The organism is Streptomyces sp. NPDC051109, from assembly GCF_044455885.1.
Classification (GTDB): domain Bacteria; phylum Actinomycetota; class Actinomycetes; order Streptomycetales; family Streptomycetaceae; genus Streptomyces.
Map to the genome: position 1 here is coordinate 1 of NZ_JBITFF010000006.1, position 16,754 is coordinate 16,754.

Below are 16,754 nucleotides of genomic sequence, written 5' to 3' on the forward strand. Positions count from 1 at the left end.
TGATCCTCACCGTCGGCATCGCCATCGACCTCCTCATCTTCAGCCCCCTCGAACGCCGCACCCTGCGCACCCGCGGCCTCCTGGTCAAGAGCTGAGTCGCGCCATGCGTTCCGTGTTCCGCGCCACCGGCGCCGGCCCCGCCACCGGCCCCGCCGCTCCCGCCCTGCTGGTGATCGCCCACGGCAGCCGCGACCCGCGGCACGCGGCGACCGTGCACGCCCTCACCCGGCGGGCGCGGGCGCTGCGGCCGGGGCTGCGGGTGGAGACGGCCTTCCTCGACTTCGACACCCCCACCGTGGCGCAGATGACCTCCGCCCTGTACCGGTCGGGCGTGCGGGAGATCGTGGCCCTCCCCCTGCTGCTGACCCGGGCGTTCCACGCGAAGTCCGACATACCCGCGGTGCTCGCCGAGGCCACGTCCCGGCTGCCGGACCTCTCGGTCCGCATCGCGGACGTCCTCGGCCCGTCCCCACTGCTGGTCGGCGCCCTGGAGCGGCGCCTCGCGGAAGCGGGCCTCACCCCGGCGGACCGCGCCACCACCGCGGTGGTGCTCGCGTCCGCCGGTTCCTCCGACCCGGAGGCGATCGCAGTGATCGCTGAAATCGCGCGGGAGTGGCGGCACACCGGTTGGTGCGCCGTGCGGCCTGCGTTCGCCTCCGCCTGCCTGCCCCGTACGGAGGACGCCGTACGGGCCCTGCGCGCCGACGGCGCACGCCGGGTGGTGGTGGCCCCGTACGTCATCGCCCCCGGACGCCTGCCGGACCGTATCGCGGCGGGTGCGGAAGCCGCCGGGGCGGACCTGGTGGCCGGCGTCCTGGGCGCGGCCCCCGAACTGGCCCGCCTGCTCCTGCGCCGCTATGACACGGCGCCGCGCGGCGTGCCCCTCCTCGCCGCGGCCTGATCCCCACGACATGAACAACCCGTCCAGCCAGGCGACCTGGCGCAGCGACCGGACGTTCTGACACGGTCCCGGCAATTCCGACCCGCCCCGTGCCCAGGCCTCTGATGGGTGCGGAGCACGGGGCCGCCCGGCATCGGAGGCCTGGCAACGCCGTTCAGGCCCTGGCCGCCGCCTCGTCGGCCAGGGCCGTCAGGTCCTCGATCGACATCGCGCCCGGCGGAAGGCCTTCGCGGGCGAAGATGTTCGCCGCGTGGCGGAGGGTGTCGTTCACCGGGGTCGGGACCTGGTGGAGGCGGCCCAGCAGGGAGATCTCGCCATTGAGGTAGTCCGCCTCGATGGAGCCGGTGCCCCGGTGCAGGGACTGCCAGGAGGAGCCGCCGCGCACGCCGGGCGGCTGGTCGACCTTGCCGTCACGGGCCGCCGCCTGTTCCGCGTCGGAGGCGTACGGGATACCCGCCGCCCCGAGCACCGACCGCCCCTCCCGCTGCGCGCGCAGCAGCAGGGCCGTCTTCGCCGGGTGCGGCTCGGGGCCCGTCGTCGCCTGGACCGCGTTGCCCAGGTTCCCCAGCAGTTTGGCGTACTTCCACCGCATCACGTCCTCGACGACCGGCGCCTCGAAGCCGGACTTCTCCAGGTCGGCCGCGATCCGCCGGGCCCGCGCGTCCGCGCCCCCCGCCGCGAGCCCGATGTGCAGGATGCCCGTCAGCGGCGCGCACAGCGCGGAGACCACGCCCGGCTCCAGGAAGGTGGCGGGCAGCCAGACGCAGACCCCGTACACGCGGGCGAAGCGGCGCAGCGCCAGCCGCTCGCTCTCCACCCCGTTCTGGGCGCACAGCACCGGCAGGCGCTGCGCCGCGGTACCGCCGCCGGCCACCTCCGCGTCGCCCCACGCGTCGAGGGCGGCGATCGCGTCCTGGGTCTTCACGGTCAGCAACAGGACGTCGTCAGGCCGCAGTTCGCCGAGCTCCGCCGGTCCCGTGACCACGGGGATCCGATACACCCGGGCCCCGTCCGCCGTGGTGAGCCGCAGCCCGTCCGCCGTGAGGGCCTGCGCGTGCGCGCCGCGCGCGACGAGCACCACCTCGGCGCCCGCCTCCGCCAGCCGTCCGCCGATGGTCGCGCCGATCGCCCCGGCGCCGATGATGATGTAACGCATGGCCAGGAGCCTGGCACATCCGGGCCCCTGCGCTACCGTCGGGGGCATGGTCGACGACGTGTTCCTCCTCGGTGGAGAACTTCCCGTACGGCGGCTCGGCCTCGGCACGGGCGGCCTGGTCGGCCCCGGCTACTGGGGCCCGCGCGGCAGCCGCGCCGAGGCCCGGGCCCTGCTGCTCACCGCCGTCGAGCGCGGTGTCACGCTCATCGACACGGCCGACAACTACGGCCCCGACCTGGCCGAGGAACTGATCGCCGAGGCCCTGCACCCGTACGGGGAGCGGCTCGTCGTCGCGACGAAGGGCGGGGTGGTGCGCACCGGCCCAGACCGGTGGCACGTCGCGGGGCGGCCCGAGCAGCTGCGGGCCATGTGCGAGGCGAGCCTGCGCCGGCTGCGGGTCGAGAGCATCGGCCTCTACCAGCTGCACCGCTTCGATCCGACGGTTCCGGCGGCGGAACAGCTGGGCGCGCTGGCGGGCTTGCGGGCGGAGGGCAAGATCCGGCACATCGGCCTGGACACGGTGACCGCCGAACAGCTGCGGCAGGCGCTGGAGGTCGTCCCGGTCGCCGCCGTGCAGAACCCGTACAACCTGATGGACCGGTCCTCGGCGGAGGTCCTCGCGCTGTGCGAGGCGCTGGGGATCGCGTTCCTCCCGTACTACCCGCTGGGCAGCGGCACCCTGACGCGCGAGAGCGCGAGCGCGGTGACGGCCGTGGCCGCCGAGCACCGGGCGGGGCCGGGGCAGGTCGCGCTGGCCTGGCTGCTGCACCGGTCGCCGGTGCTGTGCCCCACGCCGGGGACGGGGTCCCTGCCCCACCTGGCCGAGAACCTGGACGCTGCGACCGTCCGGCTGACGCCGCGGGAGCTGGCGGCCCTCGACGCGGTCGGCGGGTAGCGTCAGCCTGCCGTGAGCTCGACGAGCTTGACGACGGTGTTCCAGTTGCGGGTCGTCGCGTCGATGCCCTTGAAGACGGCGGGCCTGTGGAGCGCCTCGCCCAGTTTGGAGCGGCCCAGGCCGTCCGGGGCGTAGAGGTAGACCACCCGGTCGCCGATCCGGTATTCCTCCGGCAGGTACGCGGGCCCGTCGATCGCGGCGAACCGCTCCTCGCCGGGCTGCGCGGAGAGGAACGTGGCGTGCAGCTGCCTGCCCTCCAGCTCGGCGGCCGGGAAGGGGCAGGCCTCGGCGACGGCGCTCAGGTACTCCCCGTCGACCACCAGGCAGGCCACGGCGAAGCCGAAGCGGGCCTCGATGGCCCGCTCCAGCTCGCGGGCGAGGGCGGCCGGGTCCTTCTCCGGGCTCGTGAAGACGGCGTTGCCGCTCTGGAGGTACGTCTGCACCTCGGTGAGGCCGAGGTCCGTCAAGACCTCGCGCAGCTCGGCCATGGGGACCTTCTTGGCCCCGCCGACATTGATTCCGCGCAGCAGGGCCGCGTACTTCTTCGTGGTCATGACCGAACGATAGGGCGGGGCACCGACAGTGCGGCCAGTTCCGCCTCGATGAGGTCGGCCGCCTGCCGCGTACCGCCCTCGGCGGCCATCCCGGCGCGGATCGCCTCGGCGCGGGCGGCCACCTCGGGGTCCTCGACGAGTGCGAGGACGGCCTCCCGCAGGGTGCGGGCGTCGGCCTCCGCCATGGGGACGTGCCGGGCGACGCCGAGGCCCTGGAGCATGTCGGCGTTGCCGAACTGGTCGACGGCCTGCGGGACGGCGACCATCGGGGTGCCCGTGGCGAGGCCCTCCTGGCTGCCGCCGGCGCCCGCGTGGGTGATGAAGGCGTCGGCCCGGCGCAGGATGTCCAGCTGGGGAACCCAGCGGTGGACCTCCACGTTGGCGGGGACGGCGCCGAGTTCGGCCTCGTCGGTGAACTTGCCGATCTGGAGGACGACGTGCCAGTCGGGGAGGTCGCCGAAGGCCTCGATGCAGGCGCGGTAGAAGGCGGGCTGGCGGGTGAAGGCGGAGCCGAGGGAGACCAGCAGCACCTTCTTCCCGGCGGCCGCGGCCGGGCGCTCCCAGGTGCCCTGGGTGGCGCTGCGGTCGCCCTGGCAGGCGCCGACGAAGGTGTGGACGGACTCGTCGACGCGGTCGGCGTGGGGCTGGAGGACGCGCGGGATGAGCACGATGCTGCGGCGCGGCCGGCCGACGAAGTGGTCGCTGTCCTCTTCGATGCCGTTCTCGTCGAGCCAGGCGCGGAAACGGGCGTAGTACGCCTGCCCGCGCTCGGTGGCGCGCAGTTCGGCCGTCATCGGCTGGCCGACCTCCTCCTCGTACCCGCTCCAGGCGACCAGGTTCGGGGAGAGGGAGACGGCGGGGACGCCCCAGCGGTGGGCGAGGACGCGCGCCGGGTAGGAGGTGATGTCGTGGAGGACGAGGTCGGGCTCGTCTCCCTCGAAGGCGGCCGCGAGCTGCGGCAGGGCTTGGATGGCGTCGTTCAGGAACGGCTCGACGTTGTCGATGAGTTCGGTGCCCCAGGCCTCGGGGTCGTCGTCGGTGGGGAGGGTGGATTTCCAGATCACCGGGGTGGCTCCGGTCTCCGCGATCTTCTCGGCGAAGGAGGCGGGGACGGCGTAGCTGACGCGGTGGCCGCGGGCGACGAGTTCCCGGACCACTTCGATGCTCGGGTTCACGTGCCCGTGGGCGGCGATGGAGAACATGGCGATGTGTGCGGGCTTGGCTGAGGTCATGCATCGAGCGTAACGAGACGATACGTCTCGTGCAACGTGATTTTCCGGCCAGGTCCGGGTCGGGGTGCGAGACTTGGCGGATCCACGAAGATCCGGATCCGGAGAGACACCGCATGGACGAGGCGCAGGCCAGGGACGTACTGACGGCGGCGGGCCTGACGGGAGCGGCCGGGCCGCCCGCGCTGCTGGCGCTGGGCGAGAACGCGGTGTTCGCGGCCGGCGACCTGGTGGTGAAGGTCGGCCGGGAGGCGGCGCTGCTGGAGCGGGCCGAGCGGGAGCTCGCGGTGGCGGGCTGGCTCGAACAGGCCGGGGTCCCCGCGGTCCGCGCGGCCGAGCCGAAGGCACGGCTGGTGGCGGGGCACCCGGTGACGGTGTGGCACCGCCTCCCGGACCCGACCCGCCCGGCCGGCCCCGAGGACCTGGCGGCGCTGCTGCGGCAGATCCACGCCCTCCCGACGGCGCCGTTCCCCCTGCCCGCGCGGGACCTGCTGGGCGGGGTCGAGCGCTGGCTCCGGCTGGCCGGCGAGGCCGTCGACCCGGCCGACGCCGCGTACCTGCGGTCCCGGCGCGACGCGTACGCCGGCGAGGTGGCCGCGCTGACCCCGCACCTGCCGCCGGGCCCGATCCACGGTGACGCCCTGCCCCGCAACGTCCACGTGGGCCCGGCCGGTCCGGTCCTCGTGGACCTGGAGACCGTCTCGGCCGATCTGCGCGAGCACGACCTGGTGGTGATGGCCCTCTCCCGCGACCGGTACGGCCTGCCGGCGCAGTCGTACGAGGCCTTCGTCGCGGCTTACGGCTGGGACGTACGCGACTGGGAGGGCTGCGCGGTACTCCGCGGCGCCCGCGAAACGGCCAGCTGCGCCTGGGTGGCCCAACACGCCCCGACCAACCCGAAGGCCCTGACCGAATTCCGCCGCCGCGTCACCTCCCTCCGCGACGCCGACCCGGAAACCCGCTGGCACGCCTTCTAGGGGCGGTCCGGCGGATCATCTCGGGCTGGTGCAGGCACGCCCGGTACGGGCGAGTTGTCGTGGGCCGCAGCAGTCACGCGAACGACGGCCACCGGTCGGCGGCCCACTCCCGCCAGTCGACCCACCCCGGCGGCGGGCCGGCGCCCCTGCGGCCCTCCAGCTCCGCCGCGTCGGGCTCCTCGAAATGCGCGCGCCCGTGCAGGACGTCGGCCTCGGACATCGGCAACGTCTCCTCGGGGGTGGCCGCCCAGCGGTGGGCGATACGGGCGCGTTGGGTCTCCTCGTCCACCGGCAGGTAGACCATGCGGAAGCACGCCCCCTCGGCCTCCACCAGCCAGCGGATCGCGGACCGTTCGTCCCGTGACCAGCAGCCGTAGTCCACGACGACGTCGGTGCCCAGTCTGACCGCCTCCAGGGCGAGCCAGAGCATGCGCCCCTCCAGCACATCGCGCTTCCCGTCCGCCTCCGCCCCGCCGAACAGGGGAATCATCCAGTCGTCGGGCGTCAGACGCAGCGCGCCGTGCTCTGCGGCGAGCTGCCGAGCCCGTGTGGTCTTTCCGGCCCCTGGCAGGCCGACCATCAGGAACAACGTGGTCACCCCCAGATCGTGGCAGGGAAGCCGATCAGGCAGCCACCGTTTTATCCGCCCGATCACGGGCTGAGCCACAGGCGGAGGGGCGCCGCGGTGCGGGCGTCGGCATCGGTCGGGACGGCTTGCACGATCCGATCCAGGTGCCGTCCGCCGACCACCGGCGGTGACGCTCACAGGCCGTCTTCCAGCTCCCGAACCGGTGCGGCAGATCCCGCCAAGGGACTCCTGTGCGGATCCGGAACAAGATCCCGTTGAGCACTGTTCGATGGTCACTCCAACGCCCGCCCCGGCCTCGCACACCACACTGTGCACCGCCCGTCCGGGCGCCGTGGAATTCAAGGTCATCCGCCCGGCCCGGGACCCCCGGCCACGCGGTGCCCGTGTCCCTGAACGGCTCGTTCGACCAGGAAGCCGCCCACCTCACGGCAGGGTTGCGGGCCCTCGCGGCCACCTCGCCGAGGTCGCTGGTCCACCTGCCGGTCCGGGCCCACGCGAGGGCGGGCCACGCGGGCCCGTGCGTGGAGCGCCCGCTCGACCTGGTCCCGCCGCACCACTCCCCGCAGTTCGCCCCGTCCAGATGGAAGAGCTGCGCGGCCGGCTCGGGCGCGGACGGCCGCGCACCGTGGACCTGGTCGCCCGGCCCCAGACGCGGCAGGGGGTTCCTCCTGCGGTTGATGGGGCCGACGGGGCCGAAGGGGCGACACAAGGGGCCAATGGGGCGTTCGGTCCACCGTGAGTCACGAATGCGTAACCTAGAGGTGCGGCTTCGTCATATACCTGCGGCGCTATGCGGTCGTCCGCTTACTCTCCATCCATCGCGGCGGTGGTTCGAGCCGGACGGCTGGGGGGTCACGTGACGTTGTACGGACGGGCGGCGGTGCTCGACGCCGTCGTGCCTTCATTGGTGGGGCTCGAATCCCGGGGCTCCGCCCGGCTGCGGATACCGGGCGGGAGTCCGCTGCTGATCGAGTGCGGCGGCGGGCGGCTCAGCGGCAAGACCGCGCTCCTGAGGGAGTTGTCGCACCGGTACGCGCAACGCCTGCCGCAGGCGTACGCGGACCTCGGTGCGGCGGACTTCGGCCAGCCCGGGCTGGCCTCCTCGGCCGATGCGACCACGGCGAACGCCTCGCGCACCTCCGACCTGCTCTTCTACCTGATGGACCGGTTAAGCCGGAAGCCGAACGAGTTCGGCTGGAAACCGTCCTTCCCGCGGCTCACCCAAGGACTGCTCGCGGTCACCAGCTGGCAGTCCGGGACGGTCCAGCCGGCCGAGCTGGCGGCCGCCCGCCGCCTCCTCGCGGGGCTGCTCCGGGAGAGCCAGCCCGACCTCCAGGAACGCAACCAGCGGGTGGCGGGCTGGATCGGACAGGTCACCGCGGCCGCCGCGGCCGGGATGGGTCCCGGCGTGGGCGAGCTGGTGGCGCCGCTCATCGACATCGTGACCACCGAACTGTTCGGCCCGCGCGCCAACAAGCACGGTCTGAGCTGGTGGGCAGGGCGACGGGTCGGCCCCCAGGGCGACGGGTACGCCCAGTTGACCGAGCTCGCCATGTGCTTCCGCGGCGACGAGGACGACCGGCGGGACGCGGAGCGGCACTTGGTGGCCGCCCTCCTGGAGGACATAGCGGACCAGTACACCTGGATGCGACTGAAGAACCGTGTGCCGCGCCCGCTGCTGCTCCTGGACAACTGTCACACCCCGCTGGGCCGGACGGTCATGGACGCGCTGACCGGCGTCTGGCACGAGGAGCCCGCGAGAACGCGTCCCGGCGTCGTCGTGACCGCCCTCGCACCGGAGCCGGCCGTGCCCGACCGCGAAGGCGTCACCCCGTCGACGAGGAGTGCGGCGGGCCCGTTCTGGCGGCAGGACCGGCCGCAGACGGCGGCCGGCTGGGTGCTGAGGCTGCCGCTGGCACAGCTCGATCTCGACGAGGTCAAGGAGATGCTCGAAGGGAACCGGGCGGAGCCCGAAGCGGCCCACATGATCCACCGGCTCAGCTCCGGACGCGCCGGGATCGCCCGCCCCCTGGCCCTCGCCGCCGACTTGAGGATCAACGCGCCGGAGCCCTACGAGCACGCCGGGCTGCTCGACCTGACACTCGCCGACGAGCCGGCGCTGCCCGTCTACGAGCGGCTGCTCCGGCTCCTGACCCCGGGCGGCGAGGCCCGGGCACGACTCGCCCACTACACCCCGGCTCTCGACGACGCGGCCGCCCACGCGCTGAACACCGACCACGTGCCGCGCAGCCCTGACGGAAACCCCGTGGAGGGGGCCGCCGTGGTGCCCGTGGCGGAGACCAGGAGCCTGTTGCGGCAGGACGGTTGGGCCCAGGGATGCTGGCCGGGCACCGGCGGCCCGTTCGTCGGTGATCCCACCCTGCGCGCCCTGCTCCTGCACGACCTCCGCACCCGCAGCAGCGGGCCGGCCGGGGCCGCGGAGTGGACGGGCCGACACCGGCGGCTGCGCCTCCTGTACCCCACGGACGCCGCCGAGCCGCACGATGCGCGCTACCTGCACCACTCGCTCGCGATCGGCGAGAGCGACCTCGTCGTCCGCGCCCTGCACCGCCGCCTGGCCGGGCAGGACGCGCCCGGGTGGCTCGCCGCCCTCAACCTGGTCTGTGCCGCGCCGCACCCACCGGGCGCCCCGGCCGGGGCCGAGCCCCACGCGGCTGCGGGCGACCCCGTGCGCCAGGCCGTGGAGCGCCTCGTACTCGACCTGTGGCTGCAGTCGCATCCGCTCGCGCCCCCCGACCAGCAGAAGATCAACAGCATCAGGCTGCAGCTGCTCACCCTGGCCCAGAACAGCCCCGTCGGCCCCCAGGAGGTCTTCTACCGGGCCTTCGAGGAGTGGCCGCAGCTCCTGCACCACTGGATCCAGGCACCCGACCTGCCCGCCTACGGAGAGAGGCGCCCGTGACACTCTGGCCCGCCGGACCGTTGAACCGTGCCCTGCTGATCGTCGCCCTCGCAGTCGTCCTGGGAACCGGCGGCTACGTCGCCTACGACCGCTGGCTCGCCGAGGACCCGGCCTGCGCCCCCGGCGTGGCGCAGCGCGGCGCCCGGCACGAGTGTGTCGGCGTCACCGACGGCAGCTACGTCTTCCACCCGTCGCTGAAACAGGTCAGCGAGCGCATCAAGGCGGAGAACGACAGCGTCGCCGGCAAGTCCCCGGCCACCATCGCCCTGATGATCCCCATGATCTCCGACGCCCCCGCCGAGCGGCGGGAGTACGTCGAACAGGTCCAGGGCGCCTATCTGGCCCAGTACCGCGCGAACCACCAGGCCAACAACAAGCAGCCGCCCATCCGGCTGGTCCTCGCCAACCCCGGCCGGGGCTACAAGGAATGGCGGACCGTCTCCGACCAGCTGGCGCAGGCCGCGGCCGACGGGAAGCAGAACCTGCGGGCCGTCGCCGGCATCAACATCAGCATCACCGAGACCGAGGCGGCCGTGCGCTACCTCACCCGGGACAAGGGCATTCCGGTCGTCGCGGGTCCCATGACCGCGGACGACATCAGGAACACCGCCGCCGACCCGCACCGCTACCCGGGGCTCGCCCGGGTCGCACCCGGCAACACCGACCAGGCCAACGCCCTGGCCTCGTACGGATCGGACATCAAGCCCGAAGAGACACTGGTGGTCGAGGACATCCGCGAGGGCGACAACTATCTGACCAGCCTGCGCCAGACCTTCGAGAAGCTCGCCAAGGGAGCGCCCAACGCCCCGGAGACCTTCCGGTCGCCGCCCGACTTCAACGACGAGGCCAACCTCGCCAACGACTTCCACCAGATGGTGCCGGACATCTGCGCCTCCGCCGCGCAGACCGTCTACTTCGCCGGCCGTCCGGTGCAACTGCGCCAGTTCCTCGTCGAGCTGGGCAACCGGACCTGCAACAAGCACTACACCGTCATCAGCGGCTCGCACGCCTCCACCCTGACGGTCGACGAGAAGTTCGCCGACCAGTGGGGAGCCCTCACCAAGGGCGCCGGAATCACCCTGCGGTACGCGGCCCTGGCCCACCCCGGCGCCTGGGGGGAGAGCAGCACGGCGGCGACCGGCGGCTCCAAGGCCGCGCTGAAGGAGCTGTCCGACCTGGTCAAGAAGTTCGCGACCAAGGAGCCGGACTCGATCGGCCCGACCGACCTGTCCGACGGCCGCGTCATCATCACCTACGACGCGGTCTCCACCGCTGTTGCGGGCATCCGCAACGACGCGGTGGGCAGCGTGAAGATGCCCTCCCTCTCCGAAGTCGCCGACAGCTGGCTGCGTCTGCACGGCAACAACCGGGTCGAGGGAGCCAGTGGCTGGATCTGCCTGGACCAGTACGGCAACCCGTACAACAAGACCATTTCCATGGTCCACCTGGACCCTGCCACCAAGACCGCCGCCTTCGACGGCATCGCGTGGCCCGCCGGCCGTGCCCCCGACGCCAACTGCTCCATCCCCAACTGAGGCAGGCCGGCCTCGGCCTCAGGCCTGGGTCGGGGCCTCGGTCGGGGCCTGGGCCTGGGCCGGCAGCAGGCCGCGCAGCGGCCACGCCGTGTCGATCACCGCGTCCGGGGTGCCCTGGCGGCGGAGGTAGGACTGGAAGTCGCGGGCCCAGCGTTCGTGCCAGGTGCCCTGGCGGGCGTGGAGGGCGGCCGGGGTGAGCGCCGCCACCTCGGGGTGGCGGGCGGCTATCGCCCGGGCCACCTGCACCGCGGCCAGCGCGTCGGCGCCCGCGTCGTGCGCGGAGTCCAGGACGACCCCGTACACCTCGCACACCGCCTCCAGCGTCCGCTTGCCGCGCCGGTAGCGGTCCACGGCCCGGTCGATGGTCAGCGGGTCCACCACCGGCCCGGTCTCCGTCCCGCCCAGCCGCTCGGCCAGCGAGGGCAGCCCGTGACGGGCCAGCTCCGCCGCCAACAGGGTCAGGTCGAAGGCCGCGTTGTACGCGACGACCACCGCGCCCCGGCGCCAGTGCTCCACGAGCGCCCGCGCCACCTCGTCCGCGACCTCCCGCGCCGGGCGGCCTTCCGCCACCGCGCGCTCCGTGCTGATCCCGTGGATGGCCGAGGCGCCCTCCGGGATCAGTATCCCGGGATCGGCGAGCCAGCCGCGCCGGTCGCGCACCTCGCCCGCCCGCACCTCGACGACCGCCGCCGTCACGATCCTCGACTCGCCCGGCTCCGTGCCGGTCGTCTCCAGGTCGAATCCGATCAGCACACCGCCGTGCCAGTCCCCCATGCCGTGCCGGTCCTCCACCCCGTGTCCCTCCCCCGTGCTCCCCGTACGCCTTCGGTCAATGACTTTCAGCCTGCCACGGGGCACTGACAGTCAGGACACCGGGCGGGAGTCCTCCCAGATCGACTCGAATTCCTCGCGGTACGTCGGGAACAGCCCGTGCTCCGCGTCCCGCGCCGGGCCGCGGGTCCCGCCGCCCCGCAGGACCAGCACCGGAGCCTCCATGCCGCGCGCCCGGCGCAGGTAGGACTGCACGACCGCGATGCCCGAGTTCTCCCCCTCCACCAGATAGGCGGTGAAGCGGGGCGTCTCGTCGAAGACGTGGATCTCGAACCGCGAGGGATCCCGCAGCCCCGCCCGCACCCGGCGCACGTGCAGGATGTTCATCTCCACCGAGCGGCTCAGCTCGCCCTTGCGCAGGCCCAGCTCCCGCTCGCGCCGCTTCACGGCGCTGCTGGCCGGGTTCAGGAACAGCAGCCGGACGCGGCAGCCGGCCTCCGTCAGGCGCACGAGTCTTCGGCCCGAGAAGTTCTGTACCAGCAGGTTGAGTCCTATGCCGATGGCGTCGAGCCGCCGCGCACCCCCGAACAGGTCCTCCGCCGGGAGCTGCCGCTGCAGCCGCACCCGGTCCGGGTGGACCGAGATGACGTCCGCGTACCGGTCGCCCACCAGGTCCTCGACCGCGTCGATCGGCAGCCGGTCCGCCGCCGGGGAGCCCGCGCCGCCGCCCAGCACCTCCAGCAGCCTCGCCGAGGCCCGCTCCGCCTGCTCCAGCACCGCCCGCGACAGCGCCCGGTTGCGGGAGACCACGTTGCGGGTGACCTCCAGCTCGTCGAGCGCCAGCTCGATCTCCCGCCGGTCGTCGAAGTACGGCTCGAAGCAAGGCCAGTGCTGGACCATGAGCTCCCGCAGCTGCGGGAGCGTCAGGAAACTCAGCACGTTGTCGTCGGCCGGGTCCAGGAGGTAGCCCTTGCGCCGGCTGACCTCGCGGACCGCGACGGCCCGCTGCACCCACTCCTGTCCGGCGGGCCCGGCGGCCGCGACCACCCAGTCGTCCCCGCCGTGCACGGGCTCGTAGATCGGCCGCAGCACCGCGCCGACGACGGCGCGCAGCCGCTGTTCGATCAGGTTCAGCCAGATGTACGCACGGCCGGCCCGCTGCGCGCGGGTGCGGACCTCGCTCCACGCGTCCGCGCCCCAGTCCAGCTCGGCCCCGGCCCGCACACTCCCGGCCGCCGCCGGGGCCAACGACACCGCCCCGGCCGGCACCCCCGTGGGCACCCCGCCCGACACCCCGCCGGAACCCCCGCCGGGCGCACCACCGGGTGCACCTCCTGGGGCGTCCGCCGGGCCGCCCTCGTGACCGTTGTCACCAGGGGGCAGCTCCAGACCTCCCGAGCTCACCCGTGCACCGCCTTCTGCGTCTGGACGCCCGTCTCCAGTGATCACGGAAGGGTACTCCGAGCTCGGCTCCCGATGCAGCCCGATGCGGTCCGATGGGCCGTACACGGATGGCCCGTTGACCCATTATCGGATGCCCGCATAGTCCGCTGACCCGCATATCGGCTCTCCGGGTCACCCGGTAGGAGCATCCCAAGTCCCCGCGTGCGGCCCCACTTTCGGGGAAGATCTGGCAGAGACGCGGTCCACGCCGGATCGGCACCGACACATCAGCCCGCGAGTCGGGGGAACGAGGGGAAGAACCGTATCCATGCAGGTCTGGCCGGGACAGGCGTATCCGCTCGGCGCCACGTACGACGGCGCCGGCACCAATTTCGCGGTCTATTCGGAGGCCGCCCGACGCATCGAGCTGTGCCTGCTCCACGAGGACGGCTCGGAAACCGCGGTCGAACTGCGCGAGACCGACGCCTTCGTACGCCACGCCTACCTGCCCGGGGTGATGCCCGGGCAGCGCTACGGCTTCCGCGTGCACGGCCCGTACGAGCCCGAGCGCGGGCAGCGCTGCAACGCGGCGAAGCTGCTGCTCGACCCGTACGCGCGGGCCATTGCCGGGAGCGTCGACTGGGGCGAGGAGGTGTACGGCTACCACTTCGGCCGCCCCGACTCGCGCAACGACCTCGACTCGGCCCCGCACACGATGAGTTCGGTCGTCGTGAATCCGTACTTCGACTGGGCCAACGACCGCCCGCCGCGCCACGAGTACCACCACACCGTGCTGTACGAGGCCCACGTCAAGGGTCTGACCATGCGCCATCCCGACCTGCCCGAGGAGCTGCGCGGTACGTACGGGGCCCTCGCCCATCCGGCGGTCATCGGGCACCTCACCAAGCTGGGGGTGACGGCGCTGGAGCTGATGCCCGTACACCAGTACGTCAACGACCACCGGTTGGTCGACGACGGGCTCAGCAACTACTGGGGCTACAACACGATCGGCTTCTTCGCCCCGCACAACGGCTACGCCTCCGGTGACCGCGGCCAGCAGGTGCTGGAGTTCAAGTCGGCGGTACGGGCCCTGCACGAGGCGGGGATCGAGGTCATCCTCGACGTGGTCTACAACCACACCGCCGAGGGCAACCACCTGGGCCCGACGCTGTCGTTCCGCGGGCTCGACAACGCCTCGTACTACCGGCTCACGGACGATCCCCGGCACTACATGGACACCACGGGGACGGGCAACTCGCTGCTGATGCGCTCCCCGCACGTGCTCCAGCTGATCATGGACTCGCTGCGCTACTGGGTCACCGAGATGCACGTGGACGGCTTCCGCTTCGACCTCGCCGCCACGCTCGCCCGGCAGTTCCACGAGGTGGACCGGCTGTCCTCGTTCTTCGACCTGGTCCAGCAGGATCCGGTGGTGAGCCAGGTGAAGCTGATCGCGGAGCCCTGGGACCTGGGCGAGGGCGGCTACCAGGTGGGGAACTTCCCGCCGCTGTGGACCGAGTGGAACGGCAAGTACCGGGACACCGTACGGGACTTGTGGCGCGGGCAGCCGCGCACCCTCGCGGAGTTCGCCGGGAGGCTGACCGGCTCCTCGGACCTCTACCAGGACGACGGGCGCCGCCCGCTCGCCTCCATCAACTTCACCACCTGCCACGACGGTTTCACGCTGCACGACCTCGTCTCGTACGACGAGAAGCACAACGAGGCGAACCGCGAGGGCAATCGGGACGGGGAGACCCACAACCGGTCCTGGAACTGCGGGGTGGAGGGACCCACGGACGAACCGGAGATCCTGGAGCTGCGCGAGCGCCAGATGCGCAACTTCACCGCCACGCTGATGCTTTCGCAGGGTGTGCCGATGCTCAGCCACGGCGACGAGTTCGCCCGCTCGCAGGGCGGCAACAACAACGCGTACTGCCAGGACAACGAGCTGTCCTGGGTGAACTGGCCGGAGCCGGGCAAACCGGCTCCCGCCCTGCTGGAGTTCACCCGGCGGATGGTGTGGCTGCGGCGCGACCACCCGGTGTTCCGGCGGCGCCGGTTCTTCCACGGCCGGCCGGTGGAGGGAACCAACGACGACCTCTCCGACATCGCCTGGTTCACCCCGTACGGGGAGCCGATGCGGGCCCGCGACTGGCAGGCGCAGCACGCACGTTCGCTGACGGTGTTCCTCAACGGGGAGGCGATCTCCGAGCCCGGCTCGCGCGGGGAGCGGATCACCGACGATTCGTTCCTCCTGATGTTCCACGCCGGCGCCGAACCTCAGGACTTCACGATCCCGGCCGGCCACGGCGCGCAGTGGCGGCTGGTCGTGGACACGGCGCGGCCGGACGTGCTGCCACCCGGCACCGGTCCGCAGTTCGCGGCCGGGGACCGGGTGGCGCTGGCGGGGCGGTGCCTGGTGCTGCTTCAGCGACCGGCGTAGGAGGAGCCGGGCGCGGCGGCCTCCGACGCGCCCGCCGCCTCCGGGGAGGCGGTCTGCTGCGCCGGGATGAACACCGTCGGCGCGGCGGGGTGCGCCCGGGCGGCCGGCACCCGGGTCCCGAGGGCGAGGAGCAGGGACAGCGCGGCCGCCCCGACGGCGACCGCGAAGGCCCCGGCGGGGCCGTACCACTCGGCGAGGCGCCCGCAGGCGGCGAGCGCGGCGGCCTGTCCGGCCACGAGCGAACTGGCGGCGAAGGCCGTCGCCTCGGCGAGCCGGGCCGGCTCCACGACCCGCTCGGTGAGCGCGAAGGCGGTGATCAGGTGCGGTGCGTACGCGGCGCCGAGCACCGTGACGACCGCGTACAGCGCCCATAGGGCGTGGGTGGAGAGCAGCGGTACGGAGAGCACCAGCGCGGCGGCGGTGGCCGCCCGCCAGCGCACCCGCAGCCCGATGCGGGCGGGCAGCGCGCCGAGCGCGAGGCCGACGGCGGCGCTGACGACGCCCATCGCGGCGTACACGATGCCCGCCTGGCCGGGGACGCCCAGACGAGCGGTAAGGGCGGCGATTCCGGCCTGGCAGGCGCCGAACATGGCGCCCTGGAGGAGCAGGGAGCCCCGTACGGCGTACACGACGCGCGGGTGGCGGGCCGGGCGCGGGGGCGGATCGGCACCGACACCGGCACCGGCACCGACACCGGCACCGGCACCGGCACCGGCACCCAGATCCGTATCGGCCTTCGGGCCCGCCCCGGCCGTGACGGCGGCGGTCGGGTGCAGGGCGAAGGCAGTGGCGAAGACGGCGACGAGGGCGGCGGCCCCGCCGAGGGCGATCGCGGGGTGCGCGACGAGCGCGGCGAGTCCGACGAGGGCAGGCCCGAAGACGAAGGAGACCTCGTCCAGCGTGCCTTCGAGCGAGTGGACGGCGCCCACCACGCCCTCGTCGGCCTCGGCGCGATGGGCGAGGGCCACGGACCGGGTCCGGGCGAGCGGCCCGATCAGCGGTACGGATGCCCCGGTGACGGCACCGATCGCGGCGAGGGGCACTGTCGCGAGACCGCCGAGGGCCCCGGCGACCAGTGCCGCGGTGGCGACCGCGTTGACCGCGGCGGCGGCCAGTACCACGGGCCGCTGCCCGTACCGGTCGGCGAGCCGGCCCAGGACGGGCCCGAAGACCACCTGGCCGGCGGAGAGGGTGCCGCCGACGGCGCCGGCGGTGGCGAGCGATCCGCTGGTCTCGGCGACCAGCAGCACGCTCCCGAACTGGGACATCGCGACGGGCAGTCGCGCGAGGAAGGAGAGGAGCGGGAGAAGGGGCCCGGTCAGGGCGATGACTCTTCGATAGGTGTTGACGGTTCCGGCCACTTGATCAACGCTAACCCGGCGCAGTCACCCGGATGCA

Annotated in this window: 12 protein-coding genes and 3 pseudogenes; 7 read left to right on the top strand and 8 right to left on the bottom strand. The window is 73.2% G+C overall.

Translation table 11 applies throughout. The annotated features are described in order from the left end of the window. Together ACIBAD_RS13270 and ACIBAD_RS13275 are read left to right on the top strand one after the other, a co-directional pair. A pseudogene (locus ACIBAD_RS13270) lies at nucleotides 1-95 on the top strand (ABC transporter permease); the annotation flags it as partial. An 8-nt stretch (nucleotides 96-103) separates the two neighbouring features. Beyond that, nucleotides 104-901 carry a sirohydrochlorin chelatase gene (locus tag ACIBAD_RS13275; RefSeq protein WP_398906444.1) on the top strand — a complete coding sequence of 266 codons (798 nt, stop codon included), beginning with the start codon at nucleotides 104-106 and terminating at the stop codon, nucleotides 899-901. 154 nt (nucleotides 902-1,055) lie between these two features. Here ACIBAD_RS13275 and ACIBAD_RS13280 read toward each other — a convergent pair whose 3' ends face one another. Then, nucleotides 1,056-2,057 carry a ketopantoate reductase family protein gene (locus ACIBAD_RS13280; RefSeq protein WP_398906446.1) on the bottom strand — a complete coding sequence of 334 codons (1,002 nt, stop codon included), beginning with the start codon at nucleotides 2,055-2,057 and terminating at the stop codon, nucleotides 1,056-1,058. Nucleotides 2,058-2,103: 46 nt separating this feature from the next. Between ACIBAD_RS13280 and ACIBAD_RS13285 the strand changes: the two genes are divergently transcribed. Beyond that, nucleotides 2,104-2,952, top strand: coding sequence for an aldo/keto reductase (locus tag ACIBAD_RS13285; protein ID WP_398906448.1), 849 nt, complete (start codon nucleotides 2,104-2,106; stop codon nucleotides 2,950-2,952). Between the two features lie 2 nt (nucleotides 2,953-2,954). Here the strand turns inward: ACIBAD_RS13285 and ACIBAD_RS13290 are convergent, their stop codons facing one another. Together ACIBAD_RS13290 and mgt are read right to left on the bottom strand one after the other, a co-directional pair. Continuing rightward, a complete protein-coding gene (locus tag ACIBAD_RS13290; protein ID WP_134070216.1) occupies nucleotides 2,955-3,506 on the bottom strand; it encodes a DUF1697 domain-containing protein in 552 nt (183 codons plus the stop codon). After that, nucleotides 3,503-4,779, bottom strand: a pseudogene (mgt, locus tag ACIBAD_RS13295) (macrolide-inactivating glycosyltransferase). The gene ACIBAD_RS13290 and the pseudogene mgt overlap by 4 nt, the downstream one beginning before the upstream one ends. Nucleotides 4,780-4,851: 72 nt before the next feature. Between mgt and ACIBAD_RS13300 the strand changes: the two are divergent. Then, the gene (locus ACIBAD_RS13300; RefSeq protein WP_398906451.1) at nucleotides 4,852-5,712 is read left to right on the top strand and encodes a phosphotransferase enzyme family protein; all 861 of its coding nucleotides are present in this window, start codon (nucleotides 4,852-4,854) and stop codon (nucleotides 5,710-5,712) included. 73 nt (nucleotides 5,713-5,785) lie between these two features. Here the strand turns inward: ACIBAD_RS13300 and ACIBAD_RS13305 are convergent, their stop codons facing one another. Together ACIBAD_RS13305 and ACIBAD_RS13310 are read right to left on the bottom strand one after the other, a co-directional pair. Further along, entirely contained in the window at nucleotides 5,786-6,310 is a 525-nt protein-coding gene (locus ACIBAD_RS13305; RefSeq protein WP_398906453.1) for an AAA family ATPase, read from the bottom strand. A 95-nt stretch (nucleotides 6,311-6,405) separates the two neighbouring features. Beyond that, nucleotides 6,406-6,602: pseudogene (locus ACIBAD_RS13310) on the bottom strand (transposase); the annotation flags it as partial. A gap of 555 nt (nucleotides 6,603-7,157) precedes the next feature. Between ACIBAD_RS13310 and ACIBAD_RS13315 the strand changes: the two are divergent. Then, nucleotides 7,158-9,224 (top strand): hypothetical protein, encoded by a 2,067-nt coding sequence (locus ACIBAD_RS13315; RefSeq protein ID WP_134070226.1) that lies wholly within the window; start codon nucleotides 7,158-7,160, stop codon nucleotides 9,222-9,224. Further along, nucleotides 9,221-10,759, top strand: a complete 1,539-nt coding sequence (locus tag ACIBAD_RS13320) for a hypothetical protein (RefSeq protein WP_134070228.1) — start codon at nucleotides 9,221-9,223, stop codon at nucleotides 10,757-10,759. Before ACIBAD_RS13315 ends, ACIBAD_RS13320 begins: the two co-directional genes overlap by 4 nt. A gap of 18 nt (nucleotides 10,760-10,777) precedes the next feature. Here ACIBAD_RS13320 and ACIBAD_RS13325 read toward each other — a convergent pair whose 3' ends face one another. Together ACIBAD_RS13325 and ACIBAD_RS13330 are read right to left on the bottom strand one after the other, a co-directional pair. Beyond that, the gene (locus tag ACIBAD_RS13325) at nucleotides 10,778-11,533 is read right to left on the bottom strand and encodes a 3'-5' exonuclease (protein WP_134070230.1); all 756 of its coding nucleotides are present in this window, start codon (nucleotides 11,531-11,533) and stop codon (nucleotides 10,778-10,780) included. A 90-nt stretch (nucleotides 11,534-11,623) separates the two neighbouring features. After that, nucleotides 11,624-12,934 (bottom strand): SAV2148 family HEPN domain-containing protein, encoded by a 1,311-nt coding sequence (locus tag ACIBAD_RS13330; protein ID WP_134070232.1) that lies wholly within the window; start codon nucleotides 12,932-12,934, stop codon nucleotides 11,624-11,626. A gap of 307 nt (nucleotides 12,935-13,241) precedes the next feature. On the opposite strand from ACIBAD_RS13330, the gene glgX reads away from it, so the two are divergent. Beyond that, nucleotides 13,242-15,356 carry a glycogen debranching protein GlgX gene (gene glgX, locus ACIBAD_RS13335; RefSeq protein WP_398906456.1) on the top strand — a complete coding sequence of 705 codons (2,115 nt, stop codon included), beginning with the start codon at nucleotides 13,242-13,244 and terminating at the stop codon, nucleotides 15,354-15,356. Here glgX and ACIBAD_RS13340 read toward each other — a convergent pair. Further along, the gene (locus tag ACIBAD_RS13340) at nucleotides 15,341-16,717 is read right to left on the bottom strand and encodes an MFS transporter (RefSeq protein ID WP_398906458.1); all 1,377 of its coding nucleotides are present in this window, start codon (nucleotides 16,715-16,717) and stop codon (nucleotides 15,341-15,343) included. The two genes, glgX and ACIBAD_RS13340, sit on opposite strands and share 16 nt — an antisense overlap. Nucleotides 16,718-16,754: the final 37 nt, after the last annotated feature.

Bases quoted from the DNA above. Each gene is read 5' to 3' on its own strand.
- ACIBAD_RS13325 (WP_134070230.1), bottom strand. From the start codon at position 11,533: ATGGGGGACTGGCACGGCGGTGTGCTGATCGGATTCGACCTGGAGACG.
- ACIBAD_RS13285 (WP_398906448.1), top strand. From the start codon at position 2,104: ATGGTCGACGACGTGTTCCTCCTCGGTGGAGAACTTCCCGTACGGCGG.
- ACIBAD_RS13280 (WP_398906446.1), bottom strand. From the start codon at position 2,057: ATGCGTTACATCATCATCGGCGCCGGGGCGATCGGCGCGACCATCGGC.
- ACIBAD_RS13275 (WP_398906444.1), top strand. From the start codon at position 104: ATGCGTTCCGTGTTCCGCGCCACCGGCGCCGGCCCCGCCACCGGCCCC.
- glgX (WP_398906456.1), top strand. From the start codon at position 13,242: ATGCAGGTCTGGCCGGGACAGGCGTATCCGCTCGGCGCCACGTACGAC.
- ACIBAD_RS13300 (WP_398906451.1), top strand. From the start codon at position 4,852: ATGGACGAGGCGCAGGCCAGGGACGTACTGACGGCGGCGGGCCTGACG.
- ACIBAD_RS13290 (WP_134070216.1), bottom strand. From the start codon at position 3,506: ATGACCACGAAGAAGTACGCGGCCCTGCTGCGCGGAATCAATGTCGGC.